General features: G+C 69.2%; 21 protein-coding genes. 5 read left to right on the top strand and 16 right to left on the bottom strand.

Translation table 11 applies throughout. The annotated features are described in order from the left end of the window. Nucleotides 1-95: 95 nt before the first annotated feature. Genes MBA17_RS39270 through MBA17_RS39255 form a run of 4 tightly spaced genes read right to left on the bottom strand, consistent with a single transcriptional unit; the run spans nt 96 to nt 3,908 of the window. Complete coding sequence (locus tag MBA17_RS39270) at nt 96-551, bottom strand: MaoC family dehydratase (RefSeq protein WP_238502783.1); 456 nt, start codon at nt 549-551, stop codon at nt 96-98. 28 nt (nt 552-579) lie between these two features. After that, complete coding sequence (locus MBA17_RS39265) at nt 580-2,082, bottom strand: acyl-CoA synthetase (protein WP_238502782.1); 1,503 nt, start codon at nt 2,080-2,082, stop codon at nt 580-582. Between the two features lie 10 nt (nt 2,083-2,092). Next, complete coding sequence (locus MBA17_RS39260; protein ID WP_238502878.1) at nt 2,093-2,971, bottom strand: amidohydrolase family protein; 879 nt, start codon at nt 2,969-2,971, stop codon at nt 2,093-2,095. A gap of 13 nt (nt 2,972-2,984) precedes the next feature. Continuing rightward, nucleotides 2,985-3,908: an SDR family NAD(P)-dependent oxidoreductase gene (locus MBA17_RS39255; RefSeq protein WP_455432940.1), complete on the bottom strand. Its 924-nt coding sequence runs from the start codon at nt 3,906-3,908 to the stop codon at nt 2,985-2,987. Between the two features lie 226 nt (nt 3,909-4,134). On the opposite strand from MBA17_RS39255, the gene MBA17_RS39250 reads away from it, so the two are divergent. From MBA17_RS39250 to MBA17_RS39230, 5 genes are all read left to right on the top strand, one after another. Next, on the top strand, nt 4,135-4,551 hold the full coding sequence (locus tag MBA17_RS39250) for a MarR family winged helix-turn-helix transcriptional regulator (RefSeq protein ID WP_238502781.1): 417 nt from the start codon (nt 4,135-4,137) through the stop codon (nt 4,549-4,551). A 3-nt stretch (nt 4,552-4,554) separates the two neighbouring features. Beyond that, nucleotides 4,555-5,337 (top strand): IclR family transcriptional regulator, encoded by a 783-nt coding sequence (locus tag MBA17_RS39245; protein ID WP_238502780.1) that lies wholly within the window; start codon nt 4,555-4,557, stop codon nt 5,335-5,337. A 96-nt stretch (nt 5,338-5,433) separates the two neighbouring features. Further along, nucleotides 5,434-6,501 carry a Rieske 2Fe-2S domain-containing protein gene (locus MBA17_RS39240; protein ID WP_238502779.1) on the top strand — a complete coding sequence of 356 codons (1,068 nt, stop codon included), beginning with the start codon at nt 5,434-5,436 and terminating at the stop codon, nt 6,499-6,501. Beyond that, the gene (locus tag MBA17_RS39235) at nt 6,498-6,665 is read left to right on the top strand and encodes a hypothetical protein (RefSeq protein ID WP_238502778.1); all 168 of its coding nucleotides are present in this window, start codon (nt 6,498-6,500) and stop codon (nt 6,663-6,665) included. Before MBA17_RS39240 ends, MBA17_RS39235 begins: the two co-directional genes overlap by 4 nt. Next, on the top strand, nt 6,662-7,609 hold the full coding sequence (locus MBA17_RS39230; RefSeq protein WP_238502777.1) for a PDR/VanB family oxidoreductase: 948 nt from the start codon (nt 6,662-6,664) through the stop codon (nt 7,607-7,609). Before MBA17_RS39235 ends, MBA17_RS39230 begins: the two co-directional genes overlap by 4 nt. A gap of 98 nt (nt 7,610-7,707) precedes the next feature. Here MBA17_RS39230 and MBA17_RS39225 read toward each other — a convergent pair whose 3' ends face one another. From MBA17_RS39225 to MBA17_RS39170, 12 genes are all read right to left on the bottom strand, one after another. After that, the gene (locus MBA17_RS39225; protein ID WP_238502776.1) at nt 7,708-8,127 is read right to left on the bottom strand and encodes an aconitase X swivel domain-containing protein; all 420 of its coding nucleotides are present in this window, start codon (nt 8,125-8,127) and stop codon (nt 7,708-7,710) included. Then, nucleotides 8,124-9,404: an aconitase X gene (locus tag MBA17_RS39220; protein ID WP_238502775.1), complete on the bottom strand. Its 1,281-nt coding sequence runs from the start codon at nt 9,402-9,404 to the stop codon at nt 8,124-8,126. Before MBA17_RS39220 ends, MBA17_RS39225 begins: the two co-directional genes overlap by 4 nt. Nucleotides 9,405-9,424: 20 nt before the next feature. Continuing rightward, nucleotides 9,425-10,714, bottom strand: a complete 1,290-nt coding sequence (locus tag MBA17_RS39215) for an FAD-dependent oxidoreductase (RefSeq protein ID WP_238502774.1) — start codon at nt 10,712-10,714, stop codon at nt 9,425-9,427. A gap of 31 nt (nt 10,715-10,745) precedes the next feature. Beyond that, nucleotides 10,746-12,449 (bottom strand): dihydroxy-acid dehydratase domain-containing protein, encoded by a 1,704-nt coding sequence (locus MBA17_RS39210; protein ID WP_238502773.1) that lies wholly within the window; start codon nt 12,447-12,449, stop codon nt 10,746-10,748. Continuing rightward, nucleotides 12,446-13,243: an ABC transporter permease gene (locus MBA17_RS39205; RefSeq protein ID WP_238502772.1), complete on the bottom strand. Its 798-nt coding sequence runs from the start codon at nt 13,241-13,243 to the stop codon at nt 12,446-12,448. The genes MBA17_RS39210 and MBA17_RS39205 overlap by 4 nt, the downstream gene beginning before the upstream one ends. Before the next feature lie 3 nt (nt 13,244-13,246). Beyond that, nucleotides 13,247-14,080 (bottom strand): ABC transporter ATP-binding protein, encoded by an 834-nt coding sequence (locus MBA17_RS39200; RefSeq protein ID WP_238502771.1) that lies wholly within the window; start codon nt 14,078-14,080, stop codon nt 13,247-13,249. A 23-nt stretch (nt 14,081-14,103) separates the two neighbouring features. Then, nucleotides 14,104-15,171: an ABC transporter substrate-binding protein gene (locus MBA17_RS39195; RefSeq protein ID WP_238502770.1), complete on the bottom strand. Its 1,068-nt coding sequence runs from the start codon at nt 15,169-15,171 to the stop codon at nt 14,104-14,106. An 84-nt stretch (nt 15,172-15,255) separates the two neighbouring features. Further along, complete coding sequence (locus MBA17_RS39190; protein WP_238502769.1) at nt 15,256-16,065, bottom strand: IclR family transcriptional regulator; 810 nt, start codon at nt 16,063-16,065, stop codon at nt 15,256-15,258. Between the two features lie 326 nt (nt 16,066-16,391). Beyond that, entirely contained in the window at nt 16,392-16,586 is a 195-nt protein-coding gene (locus tag MBA17_RS39185) for an ABC transporter permease family protein (RefSeq protein WP_238502768.1), read from the bottom strand. 190 nt (nt 16,587-16,776) lie between these two features. Then, a complete protein-coding gene (locus MBA17_RS50740; RefSeq protein ID WP_238502767.1) occupies nt 16,777-17,652 on the bottom strand; it encodes a carbohydrate ABC transporter permease in 876 nt (291 codons plus the stop codon). Further along, nucleotides 17,649-18,596 carry a carbohydrate ABC transporter permease gene (locus MBA17_RS39175; RefSeq protein WP_238502766.1) on the bottom strand — a complete coding sequence of 316 codons (948 nt, stop codon included), beginning with the start codon at nt 18,594-18,596 and terminating at the stop codon, nt 17,649-17,651. The genes MBA17_RS50740 and MBA17_RS39175 overlap by 4 nt, the downstream gene beginning before the upstream one ends. Before the next feature lie 60 nt (nt 18,597-18,656). Beyond that, nucleotides 18,657-19,988, bottom strand: coding sequence for an ABC transporter substrate-binding protein (locus MBA17_RS39170; RefSeq protein WP_238502765.1), 1,332 nt, complete (start codon nt 19,986-19,988; stop codon nt 18,657-18,659). Nucleotides 19,989-20,010 lie beyond the last annotated feature (22 nt).

Here is a 20,010-nt window from a genome sequence, read left to right as displayed (position 1 = left end):
TTTCGACTGGATATCCGGCAGCAGATCAGCGCGGTTTCAGGGGGATCGGCAGGCGGCAGCCCTGGCGCAGGCAGGAAGGCTCCAGACGGGCGGTTTCACGCGTAGAAGCGCGACACGCTCTGCAGGACGGCGGCGGGCTTGGCGCCGCCCTCGATCTCGATCGTGCCGTCGACCGTGATCTGCGCGCCTCCAGGCACCTCGTCGACGGCGGCGAGCCTTGCGGCCAGCCGGATCCGGGAACCCACCGGCACCGGGGCGGGGAAACGCACCTTGTTCAGACCGTAGTTGACCTTGGTGGTGACGCCCTCGACTTCCAGCAGTTCGGTGAACAGCGGGATGAACAGGGCGAGCGTCAGATACCCGTGCGCGATGGGCACACCGAACGGCCCTTCCTTGGCCTTCGCCACGTCCACGTGGATCCACTGGTGGTCACCGGTGGCGTCGGCGAAGGTGTTGACGCGTTCCTGGGTGACGTCGATCCAGTCACTGGTGCCGAGGTCGGCACCGGCCAGCTTGCCGAGCTCGGCAAGACCGTTGACGGTGATACCCATATGGGGGTGTCTCCTATTCCGAGAGGTGTCAGGGGGTGCCGTACAGACTGCGCACCTGGGTCTTGAGGAGCTTGCCCGAGGCCGTCCGGGGCAGGCGGTCCGCCGCCACGACGGACTTCGGGATCTTGTACTTGGCGAGGCGCCCCGCGAGCGAGGACAGCACGTCGTCGAGGTCGGGCGAGGCGCCCTCGCGGACCACCACCACCGCGTGGCCGACCTCCCCCCATCTCTCGTCGGGCACGCCGATGACGGCGCACTCCACGATGTCGGGGTGGGCGAGCAGGGCGTTCTCCACCTCGGCCGGGTAGATGTTCTCCCCACCTGAGATGATCATGTCTTTGAGCCGGTCGACGACGGTCACGTAACCGTCCTCGTCGATGCGGGCGGCGTCTCCGCTGCGGAACCAGCCGTCGGCGAACGCCGCGGCGCTCTCCTCCGGCAGCCCCCAGTACCCGGGCATCACATGCGGGCCGCGCACCAGCACCTCGCCGGTCTCCCCCACCCCGGCCGGGCTGAGGTCGGGCAGGGCGACCCGCACGTCGCTGAAGAAGTGCGGCACTCCCGCCGATCCCGCCTTTCCGACGGCGTGCTCGGCGTCGAGGAACAGAACGCCCGGCGACGCCTCGGTCATGCCGTACCCCTGCAGGAAGGTCAGCCCTCGCGACTGGTAGGTCGCGATGAGAGACGGTGGCACGGGCGCGCCGCCGCAGGTGAGGATGCGCAGCGAGGACAGGTCGGCGCCCGCCCAGCGCGGGTGGCGGGCCACCTGCTCGAACATCGCCGGCACCCCGAACATGAACGTGACCCGGTGCTCTTGGACCAGGTCGAAGGTGCCGCCGGGGTCGAACGCCTCGACCAGGACACAGCTGCCGCCTTTGAGCAGCACCGGCAGGGTCAGCATGTTCAGCCCGGCGGTGTGGAAGAGGGGGGCGGAGACCAGAGCGACGTCGTCGGCGATCAGGTCGTGGTCGATCATCACGTTCACGGCGTTCCAGGTGAGGTTGCCGTGGGTGAGCATCGCCCCTTTGGGACGCCCTGTCGTGCCGGAGGTGTACATGATGATGCAGATGTCGTCGAGCCCGATCGGCTCGTCGATCGGCTCGGCGGAGGCGGCGGCGAGCATGTTCTCGTAGTCAGGGCCGACGACGATGTGGGTCGGCACGTCCGTCTCGCCGCGCACTCCCTCGACCATGGCGGAGTGCGAGGGTGCGTGGATCAGTGCCTTGGGGCCCGAGTCCTTGAGCTGGTAGGCGATCTCGGGTCCGGCGAGCCGGGTGTTCAGCGGGACGAAGATCGCGCCGAGTGCCATCGCGGCGAACAGGGTCTCCAGGTAGGACGGGTGGTTCGCGCCGAGATAGGCGACCCGGTCGCCGCGCCGGATGTTCGCCGCACGCAGGACGTGGGCGAGCCGGGTGGTGCGCTCGTGCAGCGCGGCGTAGGTGGTCTCTGTGCCGTGGTGGAGCAAGGCGGTACGGTGCGGGGTCTTGCGGGCTCGGCGTGCGGGCCACGACCCCAGTCCCTCGTTGCGCATCGGTTGCCCTTCACGAGCCGGATGTGGTGAGCCCCAAGAGCCGGGCGGCGTTCTCCTTGAGGATCTTCGGCCGCACCTCGTCCTTGATCGGCAGCTTCGCGAAGTCGGCGAGCCACCGGTCGGGGGTCAGGACGGGGTAGTCGGAGCCGAAGAGGACCTTGTCCTTCAGCAGGGTGTTGGCGTACTGCACCAGTTGCGGCGGAAAGTACTTCGGCGACCAGCCGGACAGGTCGATGTGGACACCCGGCTTGTGGGTGGCCACCGCCAGCGCCTCATCCTGCCAGGGAAAAGAGGGGTGTGCCAGGATGATCTTCAGGTGCGGGAAGTCGGCGGCGACGTCATCGACGTGCAGCGGGTTGGAGTACTTCAGCCGGATCCCGCCGCCGCCGGGCACCCCCGCCCCGATCCCGGTCTGACCGGTGTGGAACAGCGCGATGGCGCCGGCCTCCTCGATCACCGCATACAGCTCGTAGGCGATCCGGTCGTTCGGGAAGAAGCCCTGGATGCTGGGATGGAACTTGAAGCCCCTCACCCCGTGCTCCTCGACCAGGCGGCGCGCCTGCCTCACCCCCGCGCGGCCGCGGAAGGGGTCGATGCTGGCGAAGGGGATCAGCACGTCGGAATGGGCGGCGGCCGCCGCGGCGACCTCCTCGTTGGGGACGGGCGGGGTGCCGGTGGCGTGCTCGGCGTCCACGGGGAAGATCACCGCGGCCATCTTCCGCGCGCGGTAGTAGGCGGCCGTCTCCTCCAGGGTGGGCTTCCGCTCACCCTGGACCTTGAAGTAGGCGTTGGAGGCGTCGAGCAGGTCCGCGGCGAGCGACGCGTCGCCCGTCGCGGACACCTCGGCGTGGGTGTGAACATCGATCGCGACCAGTTCGTCCACGTTCATCGCGGTCACGGGTTCAGGCCTGCGGAATCTGCGGCGCGGGGATGCCGACGGTCGCCGGTTCGCTGCCGACCGAGGTGTGCCAGGCGGCTGCGATGGTCTCCGGCGTCCAGCCGCCGTCGGCGTACGCCACCGAGATCTCCTGCGGATGCGACCACAGGGTGAGCCTGTCACCGCCGATGCCGACGCACTGGCCGGTGATGCCCCGGGCGGCCTCGGAGGCGAGGAAGGGCACGAGTGCCGCGCAGTCCTCGGGAGTGCCGAAGCCCTCACCCTTGCGCAGGAAGGCGGGCAACGGTTCACCGCGGTGCATCGCCTCGACGTACGGCGCGAAGGCGGGGATGGTCTCCGTCATGGCCGTGGCGGCGACCGGCACGATGGCGTTCACGGTGATGCCCGACCTCCCGAGTTCCATGGACCAGGTGCGCGCCATGGCGGCGATGCCGGCCTTGGCGGCCGCGTAGTTGGTCTGCCCGAAGTTGCCGCGCTGACCGGCGGGCGAGCCCACGAGCACGAGGGTGCCGCCCTCGCCCTGCTCGCGCATCCGGACGGCGGCGGCGCGGGCGCACGTGAAGGTGCCCCTCAGGTGGACATCGATGACGGCGTCGAACTCCTCATCGGTCATCTTCCACAGCACCCTGTCGCGCAGGATGCCGGCGTTGGTGACCATCACGTCCAGGCGCCCGAAGCTGTCCACCGCGCGGGCGACGAGCCGGTCGGCGGCCTCGGCGGTGCCCACGACGACCGCCTCGGCGACCGCCTGTCCGCCCGCCGCCGTGATCGACCGTACGGCCTGCTCGGCGACCACCTCATCGACGTCGTTGACGACCACGCGGGCGCCGGACCTGGCCAGGGCTGTGGCGTAGGCCAAGCCAAGGCCGCGACCGCTGCCGGTGACGACGGCGACCTTGCCGGTCAGGTCGGTGGGGACGTTCGGCACTGGTTCTTGTCCCTTCATCGGGGAGGGGGAGGAGGGAGCCGCGGGGATCCACTGATCCCGGGGGCTGCTCGCGAAATAGAAGCTAAGGCCAATCATTGTTGTCGTCAATAGTTGTTTACAGCCTCAATATGCTCCATGCTGGGGCGATACGCAGCGGGCCCTCAGGGCCGTTAACCGGGAGCTCGAGATCGCTGAGAAAGAGACGGACCCGCCCTGGATGCGGGCCTTGAACGCCGACACCGGCTATCTGCTCTACCGCTTGGGCCTGCAATCCGGGCGGCTGTTCAACGCGATCCTGGAGGAGTCCGGTCTGCGGTTGCGGCACTACGCCCTGCTCCGCTACCTGTCGAGCGTGGCGGGCGCGCCGCAGCGGGAGTTGAGCGACCGTCTGGGCTACGACCCGAGCGCCATCGTGAGCCTGGTCGATGACCTGCAGCGGCTCGAACTGGTCGAACGCCGGCCGTCCCCGGGTGACCGGCGCAGCCGCATCGTGGTGCTGACCGAACGCGGCAAGGACGCGCTGCGTGACACGGACAAGGCCGGCAACCGCGTCACCGACGACCTCCTCGGCCCGTTGGACGCCGAGGACCGCGCGGCTCTGCACGCCCTGCTGCAGCGGGTCGCGGAACGAGACCGGAGCTGAAGCATGCCCCCGGCCACCCCGCCCCGTTCCGCCGCCGACCGGCTGCTGGACGTACTGGCCGCGTTCGACCTGCATCACCCCGCGCTGTCCCTGACCGAGATCGGCCGGCGGGCCGACCTGCCGCTCGCCACCACTCACCGGCTCGTCGGCGCTCTCACCCGGTGGGGCGCGCTGGAGCGCGACGAGGCCGGCGACTACCACATCGGGCTGCGGCTGTGGGAGGTCGCCGCGCTCGCCCCGCGCGGGATGGGTCTCAGGCAGACGGCGATGCCGTTCCTGGAGGACCTCTACGAAACCACGCACGAGAACGTCCACCTCGCGGTTCGTGACGGGTTCGAGGTCATCTACATCGAGCGGATCTCAGCGCGCTCGGCCGTCGGCGTGCGCAGCCGGGTAGGCGCCCGGTGGCCGCTGCACGCGACCGGCGTCGGGCTGGTGCTGCTCGCCCACGGCGGCACAGAGCTGCAGGAGCAGGTCTACGAGCGCCCGCTCACCGCGTTCACGCCGTACACCGTGACCGACCCGGCCCGGCTGCGCCGGATGCTCGCGGAGGTACGGCGGGCCGGCTGCGCGGTGAGCGATCGTCAGATCACCGACGACGCCGTATCCGTTGCCGCGCCCGTACGAGGGCCGCGCGGTGACGTGATCGCCGCGGTGTCCGTCGTGGTGCCGGTCAAGGGCACGCGCGCGGGGGCTCTGGTGCCCGCCGTACAGGTCGCGGCGCGTGGTATCTCGCGCACGCTGGGCTGGCAGCCCGGCCGCACCTCACCCTCCGTCCCGTCGTAACGGAGCCTTCCGCCACATGGAAGACGTGTTGCCGCGGTGCGGCGCCCGTCCCGATGCTGGTCCTCTGCCAAACCGTTGAGAACGGACGGGAGCGTCATGACAGCCTTCGCCAGGAACCAGTGGTACGTCGCCGCCTACGGCCGCGAGGTCGGCCGTGACCTGCTGGGACGCACGATCCTCAACGAGCCGGTCGCCTTCTACCGGTCCGAGGAGACCGGCACGGTCGTCGCACTCGCCGACCGGTGCGTGCACCGGCGCTTCCCGCTGACCGCCGGCCGCCTCGACGGCGACAGGGTGGTCTGCGGCTACCACGGCTTCACCTACGACACGACCGGCACCTGCGTGTACGTGCCCGGCCAGAAACGTATCCCGCGGACCGCGCGGGTGAACTCCTACCCCGTCGTGGAGCAGGACTCCTTCGTGTGGGTGTGGATCGGCGACCCCGCGCTCGCCGACCCGGGGGCCGTCCCCCGCGCGAAGCACCTGGCCGACCCGGGGTGGACCACCGTCGGCGGCATGGAGCCGATCGACGCCGGCTACGGCCTGCTCGTGGACAACCTGATGGACCTCTCGCACGAGACCTATCTGCACGGCGGCTACATCGGCACCCCCGAGGTCGCGGAGACGCCGACGACCACCGAGGTCGACGAGGGCGCCGGGATCGTGCGGGTCAGCAGGCACATGGACGACGCGGAGTGTCCGCCGTTCTACGCCCGCTCCACCGGCATCGAGGGCCGCATCACCCGCTGGCAGGACATCGAGTATCACGCCCCGTGCCTTTACCTGCTGCACAGCCGGATCGCCCCGGTCGGCGTGCTCCCCGGCCCCGACGGCGACGACAGCCACGCCTTCCACGTCGAGATCACCTACGCCATCACCCCGTCCACCGACGGTCACGTGTACGACTTCTGGTGTGTCTCCCGTGACTTCGCGCAGGACGACGAGGAGGTCACCACCTTCCTGCACGATTTCAACCGGACCGTCGTCATGCAGGACGTGGACGCGCTCAACCTGCTGCAGAAGGCCCTGGACACCGAGCCGGAGGGCTACCAGGAGCTCAGCATCAACATCGACACCGGTGGCCTCGCCGCCCGCCGGATCCTGGCCAGGCTCGCCGCCGAGGGAGCGGGACCGTCCGTTCCCGTACCGGCCCCGGCGCGATGAGCGGCCCGCCCACCACCGAGGTCTACCGGATCGACTGGGTCCCCGGCACCGACACCCTGCACGGCCTGTGCCACTGCGGCGCGGAGCGGTCGGGACAGGACCCGGTCGAGATGTGGGAGTGGATGCTCGCCCACCCGGTGGGCCACGGAGCGGAGCCTCGATGACCGAGTACGAGAGCAAGCTGGTCGTCAGCCGCCGGACCCGGGAGGCCGCGGACGTGGTTTCCCTGACCCTGCGTCACCCGGCGGGCGAGCCCCTGCCCCGCTGGGAGCCCGGCGCCCACATCGACCTCGTCATGGACGGCGGGCCGACTCGCCAGTACTCCCTGTGCGGCGACCCGGCGGACCTCGCCGCCTGGCAGGTCGCCGTGCTCCGCGAGCCCGCCGGGCGAGGCGGCTCCGCATACGTCCACGAAAACCTCACCGAGGGCACGCCCGTCCTGGTCCGGGGCCCGCGCAACCACTTCGCGCTACGCACCGCCCCCCGCTACCTGTTCATCGCGGGCGGCATCGGGATCACGCCGATACTCCCGATGACCGCCGCCGCGCAGGCCGCCGGCGCCGACTGGACGCTCCTGTACGGCGGGCGCACCCGGAGCTCGATGGCGTTCGCGGACCGGCTGGCCGCCCGAGGCGACCGGGTGCGTATCTCGCCAGAGGACGAACACGGCCTGCTGGACCTCGCGTCGTTCCTGGCCGAGCCGGCCCCCGGCACCCTGGTCTACTGCTGCGGCCCGGAGCCGCTGCTGAACGCCGTCGAGGAGCGGTGCCGCACGTGGCCGTCCGGCGCGCTGCACGTGGAGCGGTTCAAGCCCAGGGAGCCCGGCCCCGACGCGGTCGCGGACTCCTTCGAGCTGGTCCTGCGACGCTCCGGACTGACGCTGACCGTGCCCGCGGGCCGCACCATCCTGCAGACCGTCCAGGACGCCGGCGTGCAGGTGCTGTACTCCTGCACCGAGGGCACCTGCGGCACCTGCGAGACCGACATCCTCGACGGCGAGGCGGACCATCGCGACTCGATCCTCACCGAGGAGGAGCGGGCCGCGAACGAGAGCATGCTGATCTGCGTCTCACGCTGCCGGGGCAGCCGGCTGGTCCTCGACCTGTGAGCCCGCCGCAGCCGAGGCCGTTCGGTCCCCGCCACCATCGTCTGCGGCCGGCCGGCCTGGATCCCTTTCGCGCGACCCGCTGAGCCCTGGTAGACCCACTAGCCCCGTCGATCGGGGTGCACGGTGACGATGCCCCGGTCGGCGTCGACGGTGACCCAGTCGCCGGTCCGGATGATCTCCACCGGATCCCCGTCGAACTCGGAGACGGTCGGGACCCGGGTGACCACCGCGCCCAGCGCGGACTTCGTGGACAGCGTGGTGAAGACCATCGCGAGCGGCGCGGTGCCGAGCAGACGGGTGCTCTGGAAGAAACCCGACCACCCCGAGGAGCCCTTGGCGCCGGGGAAGACGAGCACCTTCCCGGTGAAGCAGACTCCGAACAGCTCGTGCCTGCGCTCGATGACGGTCCCGGTCGCGGGGTCGATGCCGCCCCAGCCCGAGATGGTCTCGCGGGAGACCAGCGCCTCCCCCTCGGCGTAGCCGGGCACGATGCCACGGCCCTCGATCGTGATGGTCATCGCAGTTCTCCTCGCCAGGTTCCGGTGACGGCCGCGTCGATGCAGTCTTCCAGGGTCCCGAACCAGGCCTCGATGCCCAGGATCGCAGGGAGATAGTGCGCCTGTTTCGCCGAGTCGGTGGCGAAGACGCGGGTGCCCTCGGGTGCGGACTTCGACATCGCCGGGCACGAGTCGGTCAGGATCCGTCCTCCGGCCTTGCGGATGATCTCGGTGTAGCCGTTGCGGTCCGCGACGCTCCGCAGCGCGCGCGGGGTCATGAGCCACAACTCGGTGCCCGGGTTGAGCTTCCTGCCTTCGAGAGCCTGAGCCGCCCTGGCGATCTGGTCGAGCGAGGCGTGCGGGCACCCGAGGAGGATGAAGTCGACGTCGGTGGACTCGCCCTGGTTGTTCAGCGTCTCGTAGACCGCTCGCCGCTCGCGCTCGCCGTACACGATTTTGTCCGGTGTCCGTCGCCCGCCGAACGCGGCCTCGACCGTCGGCGCCTCGGGTGTGATGCCGGGAATGTGGTAAATCTCCACGCCTCCGGATGACGCCGTCGCCGCCCCGAAGTGCTTGAGGTCGGTCATGTCGGGCTGCCGCAGGTCACCGGTCACCACCGGACGGTTCTCCTGCACGATGTCACCCACGAAATAGCCGAACATCCCCCAGTCGAGGAACCCCTCCACCGGCACGGCCGATTCGATCAGGTGGGTGCCGTAGCGGTTCCCCGCCAGATGGTTCCCCCAATAGGGGATCTTCCCCGTCAGGCTCGCCGCCCCCGTCGAGGCGGTGCCCTCGCAGTTGGTACGGGCGCCGAGCACGGAGTTGCAGTAGACCACCGCGGAGGACTCCATCCAGGCGCAGTGCTCGCCCCGCACCGGAAGGTTTCCCACCTGGTACGGCGTGCAGGTGGCGAGGATGTTGACGCCGTGCGCGCCGTAGAACGACTCGGCGTCTCCCTGGAGCTCGACCATGCTCTGCGGGTAGGGCGCGATCCCGAGCGCGTCGTCGCTGAACCCGTGCTGCAGCTGGCAGGTGGGCACCCGCATGTGCGGGATCTCGAAGTCGTCGTCGCTGTCGAGGTTGATCACCGAGAAGGACTTGTTCCAGCCGCCCTCGCTGACCAGCTTGGCCTTCACCGGCGACGGCTGGGTCATGGTCCCGGCGACGTTGCGGGTGTCGCAGAGACGCTCGGCCCCGAGCGCCTCGCCGTAACGGACCAGGAGGTCCATCGCGGCGGCGACCGCCGGCCCCTCCGCGCCGTCCCGCATCGCCTTCTCGTCATCCGCCAATTTCACGGTGCCTCCTAGCTGTCGACCTAGCTGTCGACGTTGTCGTGGACGCGGCGGCGCAGCTCGGCCCGGTCGATCTCCTGGACGCTGCCCTCGCCCGCGAGGTCGAGCGCGTTCGCCGCGCCGACTCCCATGGCGGCGCAGGGCCCCATCACCCGGACGCTGGACAGGGCGGCGGCGTCGCCGTCGACGCAGCGGCCGGCCGCGACGAGGTTGTGCGCACCGATCGGTATCAGGCTGCGCAGCGGGACATAGTGCACGTGGTCGGAGTCGTACATCTCCCACACGTATCCCTCCACCCGGTCGTGCAGCTCGATGGGCCACGCCGTACGGGCGACCGCGTCCTCGAACCGGACACCGGACCTGACCTCCTCCACGCTCAACTGGTGGAGGGCGGCGATCCAGCGGGTCTGCCGGCGACCGGGGAAGCCGTAGCTGCGGACCTTCGCCTCGCCGAACGCCTTGGGGAACTCCACGCGCAGGAACTCCACGACGCGGTCGGCCTGCGCCCGCCCTTCGAGCTGCGCCGCGGCCGCCCGGACCGCTTCGAGGGGCGCCTCGACGTGCGTCATGTTCATCACCGCCGTGTTCCGGCCGGGGAAGAAGAACGCGAGGCCGTCACGGCGTACGAGCCCGTACCGCTCCGCCTTCTCCTCGACCCTGGCGACCAGCTCGGCGGGCTCAGGCTTGAACTCCTCACGCAGGTTCTCCAGGCGGATCTGCTGCGAACCCCAGACCGTGCGCTCCGGGACCCGGCACGGCATGCCGGCCTCCCACGTCAGGGAGGCGTCGCCACTGGCGTCGACGAAACCGGTCGCGCGCACCCGGACCAGGCCGTGCCGCGTGGAGAAGGTGGTGCGCCGGATCTGGCCGTCGCTCGCGTCGACGTCGAGCACGGAGGCCCCGAGGACGACCTGGATCCCGAGCGACTGCACGAGGTTCTCGATCCACCGGCCGAGGGCGACCTCATCGTAGCTGACGGTGATCGTGTGGCCCTTGTTGAAGTGGATGTCGTTCGTCCTGCCCAGGTCCTCGAACATCGGGTCGAAGATCCCATGCGTGAGCCGGCGGTACTCCGGGCCGTTGCCGTACACGCCGCAGAACAGCCCGATGAGCGAGTTCACGCACTGCCCGCCGAGGACGGGCAGGGCGTCGACGAGCACGACGGAGCGGCCCAGCCGGCGGGCCTCCACAGCGGCGGACAGGCCGGAGATGCCTGCTCCGACCACGCAGATGTCGGCGGCGAGGTCCTCGGCCGGGTTGCCGTCCGGCTTGGTGACGGTGTTGATCTTCAGCTCGGTGAGTGGGTGGGGCATCTGTTCTCCTGGAGGATTCGGCGCGGCGTGGTCAGGCGCGGGTCGCGGGGAGATCGTTGCCGCGGAGCGTCGCGCCGTGCGGATGCGGCTCGACCGACCTCGCGTAGACCGGCAGCCAGCCGGACTTCCCGCCGGGGACCTGGTGCCGCGCGCGCTCTCCGTGGCGCCGTTCCAGCTCCGCCTCCTCGACCAGCAGGTCCGCACGGCGCGCGGTCAGGTCGATCGAGATCGTGTCGCCGTCCGCGACCACGCCGAGCGGGCCGGGCAGCACCCCCTCCGGCGCGACCTCGCCGACGACGATTCCCTTGTTGACCAGCCCGGACAGCTGTCCGTCGGTCACCACGGCGACCTGTTCCGTCAGGCCCGCGCCGTTGAGCGCGAAGACGGTCTGGGAGGCCATGCCCATGCCGGGTGTGCCCACCGGGCCGAGCCCGCGCAGGACCAGGACGTCGCCCGGCCGCACCACACCGCTCTCGATGGCGGAGATCGCCGACGGGGCGTCGTCGAAGACGCGGGCGGTGCCCTCGAAGGCCGGGGCCCGGACCTCGCTGACCGACAGCTTCACGATCGCCGTCTCCGGTGCGAGCGAGCCGCGGATGACCACGACGGTCGGGTGGTCGCCTCGCGGGTCCGTCAGCGGCCGGATGACCTGTGCGTCCGTCACGACCGCTCGTGCCGCTCGTGCCGCCATCGTCTCCCCGGTCACGGTGAGCGCCTCGCCGATCAGGGAGTCGCCGAGCTGCTTGAGTACGGCGAGCGCGCCACCCGCGTCCTCGAACTCCTCGATCGTGTCCTCGCCGTTGGGTCGTACGGCCGACAGCGGCCGGATCGTGGCGGCGTACTCTTCGAACAACCCGTACACGTCGATGTCGGTGTCCGCCTCGCGGGCTATCGCCTGCAGGTGCTTGACGGTGTTGATCGAGCCGCTGATCGCGAGCACCGCCATCACCGCGTTCTCGAACGCGGCGCGCGACAGGATCGTGCGCGGCCGGCGGTCCGCGAGAACCGCCTCGACGATCGCCGCGCCGCTCTCCCGGACGGCCCGCCACATGGGTTCGCTGTTCGCTCGCACCGGGGTCGAGCCCGGCAGCGTCATGCCGAGCGCCTCGGCGACGACGTGCATGGAGTTCGCGGTGCCCATCCCGGTGCAGACGCCGGGCCCTGTGATGGCGCGCGAACTCATGTCGCACAGGCTCTCGAGGGTGATTCCGCCGAACTTCAGATGGCCCGCCTGCAGGAAGACCTCCTCGATGTCGACCCGTTCACCCGTGTCGAGCCGCCCGCAGCTCTGGTAGCCGCAGGACAGGACCAGGGTCGGCACGTCGAGGCGGGCCGCGGCCATGATCTGACCGGGGGTCGTCTTGTCGCACGACGCCAGGCAGACCATGCCGTCGAGCTGGGCGCCCTCGACCACCGCCTCGATGTCGTTGGCCAGCAGGTCACGGCTCGACAGGACATAGCCGCCGCTGCCGCCCGCGCTCATGATGAAGTCCGTCGGCGCGACGGTCCGGATCTCGAACGCCACGCCGCCCGCGGCCTGGACCGACTCCTTCACCGCGGCGGCGATGGGGTCCAGGTGGCTGAAGCACGGAGCGAGTTCGGACGACGAGTTCACGATCGCGATCTTGGGCTTGGTCAGGTCCTCGTCGGTCAGCCCGAGCGCGTGCCACTGCGCGCGTCTGGTGGCCCAGCGCGGGCTGCCGACCGGGAGGTTGCTGCGCAGATCTCTTGTCATCGGTTCACGTCCTGCTGGCTGTAGACCGACTCGTGCCAGGGGATGAAGAATCTCTTGAGGCCGTGGACGGCGAAGTACAACATCAGCCCGAGAACCGACAGCAGGATGATCACCGCGAACAGCGCGGGCGCGTCCAGTTCGTTGAGCGTCCGCACCACGAGATAGCCCAGGCCCTCGCTCCCGCCGAGATACTCGCCGACGATGGTGCCGATGATCGCGAAGACGATGCCGACCTCCATCCCGGCGAAGACGTACGGCATGGTGCTCTTCAGCTCCAGATGGGTGAACGTCTGCCACCTGCTGGCGCTGAGGCTCCGCATGACCTCCCGCTGACCGGCCTCCACCGACCGGACTCCCAGCTGCACGTTGAGCATGATCGGGAAGAAGGCGAGCATCGCGGAGATGATCACTTTGGACGTCATCCCGAAGCCGAACCAGATGACGAACAGCGGGATCAGCGCCACCTTCGGGACGACCTGGGAAGCGACGATCATCGGCCGGAGGCTGCGTTCCATCCAGGCCACCTTGCCGAGGACGACTCCCGCCGCGACGCCGCACACCAGGGCGATCAGGAACCCGCCGATGGTCTCGATCGCCGTGACCCGGGCGTGGTCCCAGGTCACCGGGTCGGCGACGACCTCCGCGAGGCTCTCGAAGACCGTCAGCGGAGGCGGCAGCACCAGCTCGGAGACCTCGTAGACGCGGACGAACAGGTCCCAGGCGAGGAAGAAGACCAAAAGGATCAACGGCGTGCTGATCCAGGGAAGCAGTTTCTTGGACCGTTCCTTCGACATGCCCTACTCCTCCTCGTCGAGCGCGTGGCGCAGGTCGCGGACGATCGCGCCGAACTCCGGCTCGGTCTGCACGTCGATGCTGCGCGGCCGCTCGAAGCCGATGGACCTGATCTGGCGGATCCGGCCGGGCCGCGGCGTCAGATGGACCACCCGGTCACCGAGGAAGACCGCCTCGGTGATGTCGTGGGTGACGAAGACGACGGTCGCCTTGGTGGCCAGCGCGATGCGCTGCAACTCGAGGTTCATCCGTTCCCGGGTGAGCGCGTCGAGCGCGCCGAACGGCTCGTCCATCAGCAGCAGCTTCGGCCGGATGCTCAGCGCCCTGGCGATCGCGACCCGCTGGCGCATGCCGCCGGACAGCTCGCGGGGGTAGGAGTTCTCGAAGCCCTTGAGACCGACGAGTTCGGCGAGCTCGTCGGCCCGGGCCCGCCGATCCTGCTTGCCGTCCCCGCGAAGGCGCAACGGGAGGGAGATGTTGTCGGCGACGGTGTACCAGGGGAACAGGTTGGCCTCCTGGAAGACGACGCCGAGCTTGGACACCACGGAGGAGTCCACCTTGGAGCCGTTCCAGAGCGACCTGCCCTCGATCAGGATCTCGCCGGTGGTCGGGCTGACCAGCCCGGCCAGCGTGCGCAGCAACGTGGTCTTGCCGCACCCCGACCGCCCGATCAGGGACACGAACTCGCCGTCCCTGATCGTCAGGTTGATGTCGGACAGGGCGTGGGTGCTCGCCCGCTTGGTACGGAACTCCTTGCCGACCCCGGACAACTCCAGCTTGGCCGGCGCGTCCAGGGCGTTCGAGGCGTGCTCGATCGTCTCGGCGCTGTGAGCGGACATCTGACTCCTTTGATCCATCTGGCTCACGCCTTGGGCAGCAGGCCGTTGTCGAACCAGGAGGCGGGGTCGCCGCCCGCCTTGGCGACCCGCGCCGCGGTCAGCTCCCCGTAACCGGCCGCCCATGCCGCCTTGTCGGTGACGAGCAACGGCTTGCTCGAGTCTCCGCCGGTCCAGGTCCTGCGCAGCATGGTCAGGCTCGCCTTGGCGAGCTTGTCGTCGTCGAGGGTGGCGAAGGAGTACTTGCTACGCAGTTGCTTGATGGTCTCCTCCAGCGATTCATCGGCCACCATCGCGGCCAACGAGTCGTGGATTCCCGCCATGAACGCCTCAAGGACTCCCGCGTCCTTTTTGAACGCGTCCTTGCTCGTGACGTAGACCTGCACATCCGACTTGACGGTCTCACCCGGGTTGAAAAGGCCGACATCGGCGTTCTGGGCTGTGAGGATGTTGGCGGTGTCGATGCTGACCACGTAGCCGACCAGACGGCCCTGTTCCACCAGGTTGAACGTGCCGGGGGTGAGCCCGACGACCTGGCGCTTGGTCTTCGCCGGGTCGAGCCCGGCGTTGGCCAGCACGAGCGAGACCACCTTGTCGCTCGTCCCTCCCTCGGAGGGGACCCCCATCGTCTGGCCGAGGAGATCCTCGGGCTTCTCCAGCGGGTGATTCTTCTTGCTGTAGACGAAGCGCAGGGACGAGCCCCGGCTGAGGGCGCCGATGGTGAGCAGCGGCTGACCGGACTCCGCGATGGCGGTCATGACGTCGATTTGGCCCACGCGGGTGATGGGCGCGACACCTGACAGCAGCGTCTGCATGGCCTGGGGCGACCCCTTCACCGGCTGCAACGTGACGTCGAGCCCGTGCTTCTTGAAGTGGCCGCCCACCACGGCGAGCAGTTCGGGGGCGAGCGAGAGGGTTTCCAGCGGCAGATAGCTCAGGAACGTGACTTTCTCGCTGTCGCCCCCGCTCGCGGCGTCCGAGCCACACGCTGTCAGCAGCGAGGATCCCGCGGTCGCGGCGGCCATGGCGAAGGCGGAACGCCTGAGGAAGGACCTACGACTTAGGGGGGTCGAGGTGAATTTGACGGAAGGCACGATTTGTCCTCCTAGATTTGGGTCTGGTCAGCTTCACACCCCGTAGCCGACGAATTGAGATTCGCGCCACATCCCCGTAACCCGCTACCTACCTTTCCGCATATCGGAAGGCATCTCCGGGCGAGATCGCCTGAGGGTCGCTCCCAGGGCACGCGAGATCCCCCGTGCGGTGGCCTGGACCAGGTGCGGAAGGCTCGGCCCGTGCGACTCGGTGTGCGGCACGATCAGCGAGAGCGCCGCGACGGCCGTGTCGCCGGGGCCGAAGATGGGCGCGGCGACCGAGGTGTAGACGGTGCTGATCTGCCTGTCGCTGACGGCGTAGCCGGATCGGCGGACCTCGGCGAGCACCTGCCGCAGCTCGCGCTCGCTGGAATAGGTCCGCGAGGTATAGGACACCAGCGGCCCGCCGATCACCTCTTCCTGCAGCTCAGGCGGTGCGTACGCGAGCAGCACCAGCCCGACCGCGGTCGCGTGCATGGCATACCGGCCGCCCACCCGCGGGCGCTCACTGGCCGTCTCCGGGCTGACGAAGCGCTCGACGAAGACGACCTGGTCCTTCTCGCGCACCGCCAGGTGCACACCGCGGTGCGTGGTCTCGAAGAGATCCTGCATGAACGGCAGAGCGATGCGTTGCAGGCCCATCGACCGGGGTGCAAGGGCCGCCACCTCCCACAGCCACAGCCCGATCCGGTAGTCGCCCGAGCCGTCGCGTTCGAGCGCTCCCCACTCGTGCAGCTCCGCCACGATCCGATGCGTCGTGGTGAGCGGCACGCCGGAGCGGCGGCTGAGCTCGGACAGGCACAGGCCGCCTTCGGCACCCCTGCATGTGTCCAGGATCCGCAGGGCCCGTTGCAGGACGGACCGGCGCTCGTTCGCCATCTCCACCTCGTCCACTTCACTCAGATCACGCCCGGCCGCCCTCGCGATCGGGCCGGCACACGATGGTGGATCTGTCCTCCCGACACGAACCAGCTATCAGGATATTTCGGTCAAAGAAGTCTTTCCATGATGTAAACGGATAACATAGTGCAGCCCGCTGCGGTAGAGGTGCGCGGCACCTGCGAGCTGACCGCATCCGGGTCCAGGTCTCCAGCCGCGCTTTCCCGCGCTATGCCCGCAACTCCGGAACCGACGTACGCCCCCATCGTCGACAGGATCGCGGTGACACCGCTCGCCAAGTAGCACTCGCCCAGATCCCTTTTCAGACAACGGTGACCAGGTCACCCTTTGAGTCCGCCCGCGAGGAGATCCGCGCGCCAGAAGCGCTGCAGGACCAGGACGAGAATGATCAGCGGGATGACGGCCACGGCCGACCCCGCGATGACCAGCGAGTACAGATCGCCCTCCCCCGCGCCCTTGCCCATGAATGTGTACAGGCCCAGAGTGATGGGGTATTTGTCCTGGTCGGACAGCATGATGAAGGACAGTAGGAAGTTGTTCCTTCGCGTGCCACACCACCATGCCTGGTGCCCGGTTCATGTCCTTCGCTACCCAGCCGCCACCGCGACGCACCCCGTCTGCCGGTGCTGTTTCCGATGGCCCCACACCCGTCAGAGTGCTCAGGGAACCAGCGCCACGCGCTCGGATGGATCGGAGAGGCCGGGTTCACTTCACGGCGCCCCCGGTGATGCCGGAGATGATCTTTCGTTGGGCGACGGCGAAGACGATCAGCAGGGGGAGGCTCATCAGGATGATGTAAGCGAAGATCAGGTGCCAGTTGTTGAGGTAGAGGCCGGCGTTGGCGACCTGGAAGAGGTTCAGCGGCAGCGTGTCCAGGCGCCCGCCGACGACGAAGAAGGCGTAGAAGACGTCGTTCCAGACGTACAGGCAGATGAGGATGGTCGCGGTGGCCAGCACCGGGCGCAGCAGGGGCAGGATGACGGAGACGAACACCCGCACCGGGCCCGCGCCGTCCATGCGGGCGGCCTCCTCCAGCGACAGCGGCACGGTGCGCACGAAGCCGGTCACGAAGAAGATGACCGTGGACAGGTAGATGCCGACGTAGACGCCGATCATGCCGGCAGGGCTGCCGGCCAGGCCGAGCTGGCGCAGCAGGAGCACGATCGTGATGACGGCGGGCGGCAGCACGATGCCGCTTATGGCCAGCGCGTACAGCACGGCATTAATCCTGCCGGCACGCCGGGCGAGGATCCAGGACGCCATCGAGCCGAGCGTCAGCACCAGGGCCACCGACGGCGCGACGACCAGCAGGCTGCCGAGGAAGGCGCCCGGGATCTCGCCCTGCTGCCATACCTGGGCCAGGTTGTCCCACAGGTGCCAGTGCGAGGGCAGGGACAGGTCCGGGGACAGGGCTTCGCTCTGCGACTTGGCGGCGGTCACGACGACCAGCCACAACGGCACGCCCATGACCAGCACGACGAGGGCGACGACGGCGAAGGGCCGCAACCGGGCGGCGAGGCCGCGTGGGCGGTGCACCGGGACGCGGTGCCGGGCGGGGGCGCCGAAGACGGGGACGGTCACAGGATCTGCTCCCTCTTGCGCAGAATGCGGATGACCGGGAAGGCCAGCAGGGCGACCATGAGGAACAGGACCAGGCTCATGGTGGTGGCCTGGGCGAACAGGCCCTGGCCGAAGGTGCGGTAGATGAAGATGTTGAGGATCTCCGTGCTGCGCGCGGGGCCGCCGCCGGTGAGCGCCTGGACGATGTCGAAGCCGTTCATCGAGCCGAGCAGCGCGGTGGCGACGTTGAAGGTGATGGCGGGGGCGAGCAGCGGGAAGCGGATCGACCAGAATGCCTGCCAGCTGGACGCGCCGTCCATCTTGGCGGCCTCGGTGACGTCCTCGGGCACGGTTTTGAGCCCGGCGAGGTAGATGAGCATGGACAGGCCCATCCATTTCCAGGCGTGGATGATCGCGGCCAGGACGAGGGTCCAGGTGGTGCTGCCCAGCCAGGCGATGTTCACCTGCTGCCCGGTCAGCGCCGACAGCAGGTCGTTGAGGCTGCCGTCCGGCTTGAGCAGGGCTTGGAAGATATAGCCGACGGCCAGGGCGGACATGAGGACGGGGATGAGGAAGAACAGGCGTGCCACCCGGTTGAGCCAGGTGTCCTTCTCCAGCAGTACGGCCAGGCCGAAGCCGAACAAGTTCTGGAACAACGCGACCAGGGCGGCGTAGACGACGGTGATGCGCAGCGCGCTGAACAGCGTTCCGTCCGACAGCAGGTAGCTGAAGTTGTCGAAGCCCACGGGGCGGATGTCGCTTTTGAAGCTGGACCAGTCGGTGAAGGCGTAGATGAAGTTGAACAGCGTCGGCAGGAAGAAGAAGACGAACAGGATCGCGAAGGCCGGCGCCAGGAACCACATCGGATGGGTTCGGTTCTGCCCGATCTTCACGGGCGTGCGCCGTCGGGCGGGGGCGCGGCGTTCGGTGGATGGGCGGGTGAGCGTCTCCTGACCGGGCGGCACGGACGGCTCCTCGGTGGTGTGGGCGGCGGGAGGCGGCTGCCTCCCGCCGGCGGGACGAAGTCAGAAGCCGGTGGCTCCGGCCGCCTTGGCGAGCTGGGCGAACTGCTTCTGGGTGGCGGCGGCCACCTGCTCGGGCGTCAGGCTGCCGGTGATCATGTCGGCCAGGTTGAGGTACAGGTCGGGGTTGGCCACGGCCAGCGCCTGCATCGAGCCGACCGCCTGGCCTAGCGAGGCGTGCACGTCGGCCAGCGCCTGCGGCACTCCGTCGGGGGTGGGCACGTCGGCGCGCAACGAGACGGTCTTACGGTCGGCGGCGAAGCCGGCGTAGCCGGGGCCCATCCAGTACGCGAGCAGTTGCCGGGCGGCGGTTTCCCGCTTGGCGTCACCGGTGCGGAAGGCGACCAATGCGTTGGACTGGTCGGGGATGAAGGTCCCGACGTTGCCCGATGGGGAGATCGGGAAGAAGCCGATCTTCTTGTCCAGGGTCGCGGTGTCGGCTTTGGCCTGGAGCTGGCCGAAGAACGAGTTCACCTGTACGGCCATGGCGGCCTTGCCGGACAGCAGCGCCTCGCCCTGATCCTCGAACTTCGCGGTCTTGATATCGGCGTTGAACAGGCCTTCGTCGATCAGCGCCCGGTACTTCTTGATCGCGTCCAGGATCGTCTTGTCCTCGAACGTCTCCTTACCGGTGTTGACCCGCTCCCACAGCCCGTCGCGGGCGGCGTCGGCGAGCTGGACCTGCACCCACCACTGGGTGGCCCACTTGTCTCCGGCCATCTCGAAGAAGGGGGTGACGCCCTTGCCCTTGAGCGTGCGGGCGAGTTCGACCAGTTCGTCGAAGTTCTTCGGTGTCTGCTCGACGCCGTTGGCCGCGAACACCTCCTTGTTGTAGTAGACGCCCTCGACGGCGGGACTGGTGACGAGGGCGGCGTACCGGGTCTTGCCCAGCAGGCCCGTGATGTCGCGCAGCTCGGGCGACAGGGAGGAGATCCAGGGGGCGCCGTCGAGCGGCTGAAGGTTGGCGCGGGCGTTGAGGGCGGTGAGCATCGACGCCGTCGGCTGCCAGAAGGCCAGGTCCGGCTTGTCGCCGGTGGCCACCTTTGTCTGCACGCCCTGCTCGTACGGGTCGGGGATGGTGACGACCTCGACCTTGGCGCCGGTGGCCTGGGTGAAGGCGTCGGTCACCTGCTTGGGCATGGTGTTGCTGTTCTGGGCGGCCCAGATGGTGAGCGTGACACCGTCCAGCCGGGTGGTGGGTGAGGGCCAGGCCGTGGCGGCGCCGGCCGTGGGCGGCATCGCGGGTCCGGAGGCGGGGTCGCTGCAGGCGGCAAGGGCTGCGAGTGCGGTCGCCGCGACGGCGATCGAGGTGAGGGCGCGTGGTGCGAGGCTCACGGTGATGTCCTTCGTCGAAGGG

Source organism: Dolomitihabitans soli (assembly GCF_022213955.1).
Taxonomy (GTDB): domain Bacteria; phylum Actinomycetota; class Actinomycetes; order Streptosporangiales; family Streptosporangiaceae; genus Streptosporangium_A; species Streptosporangium_A soli.
The sequence above is the reverse complement of the archived record's forward strand: the minus strand, read 5'-3'. Positions and strand labels throughout refer to the sequence as shown.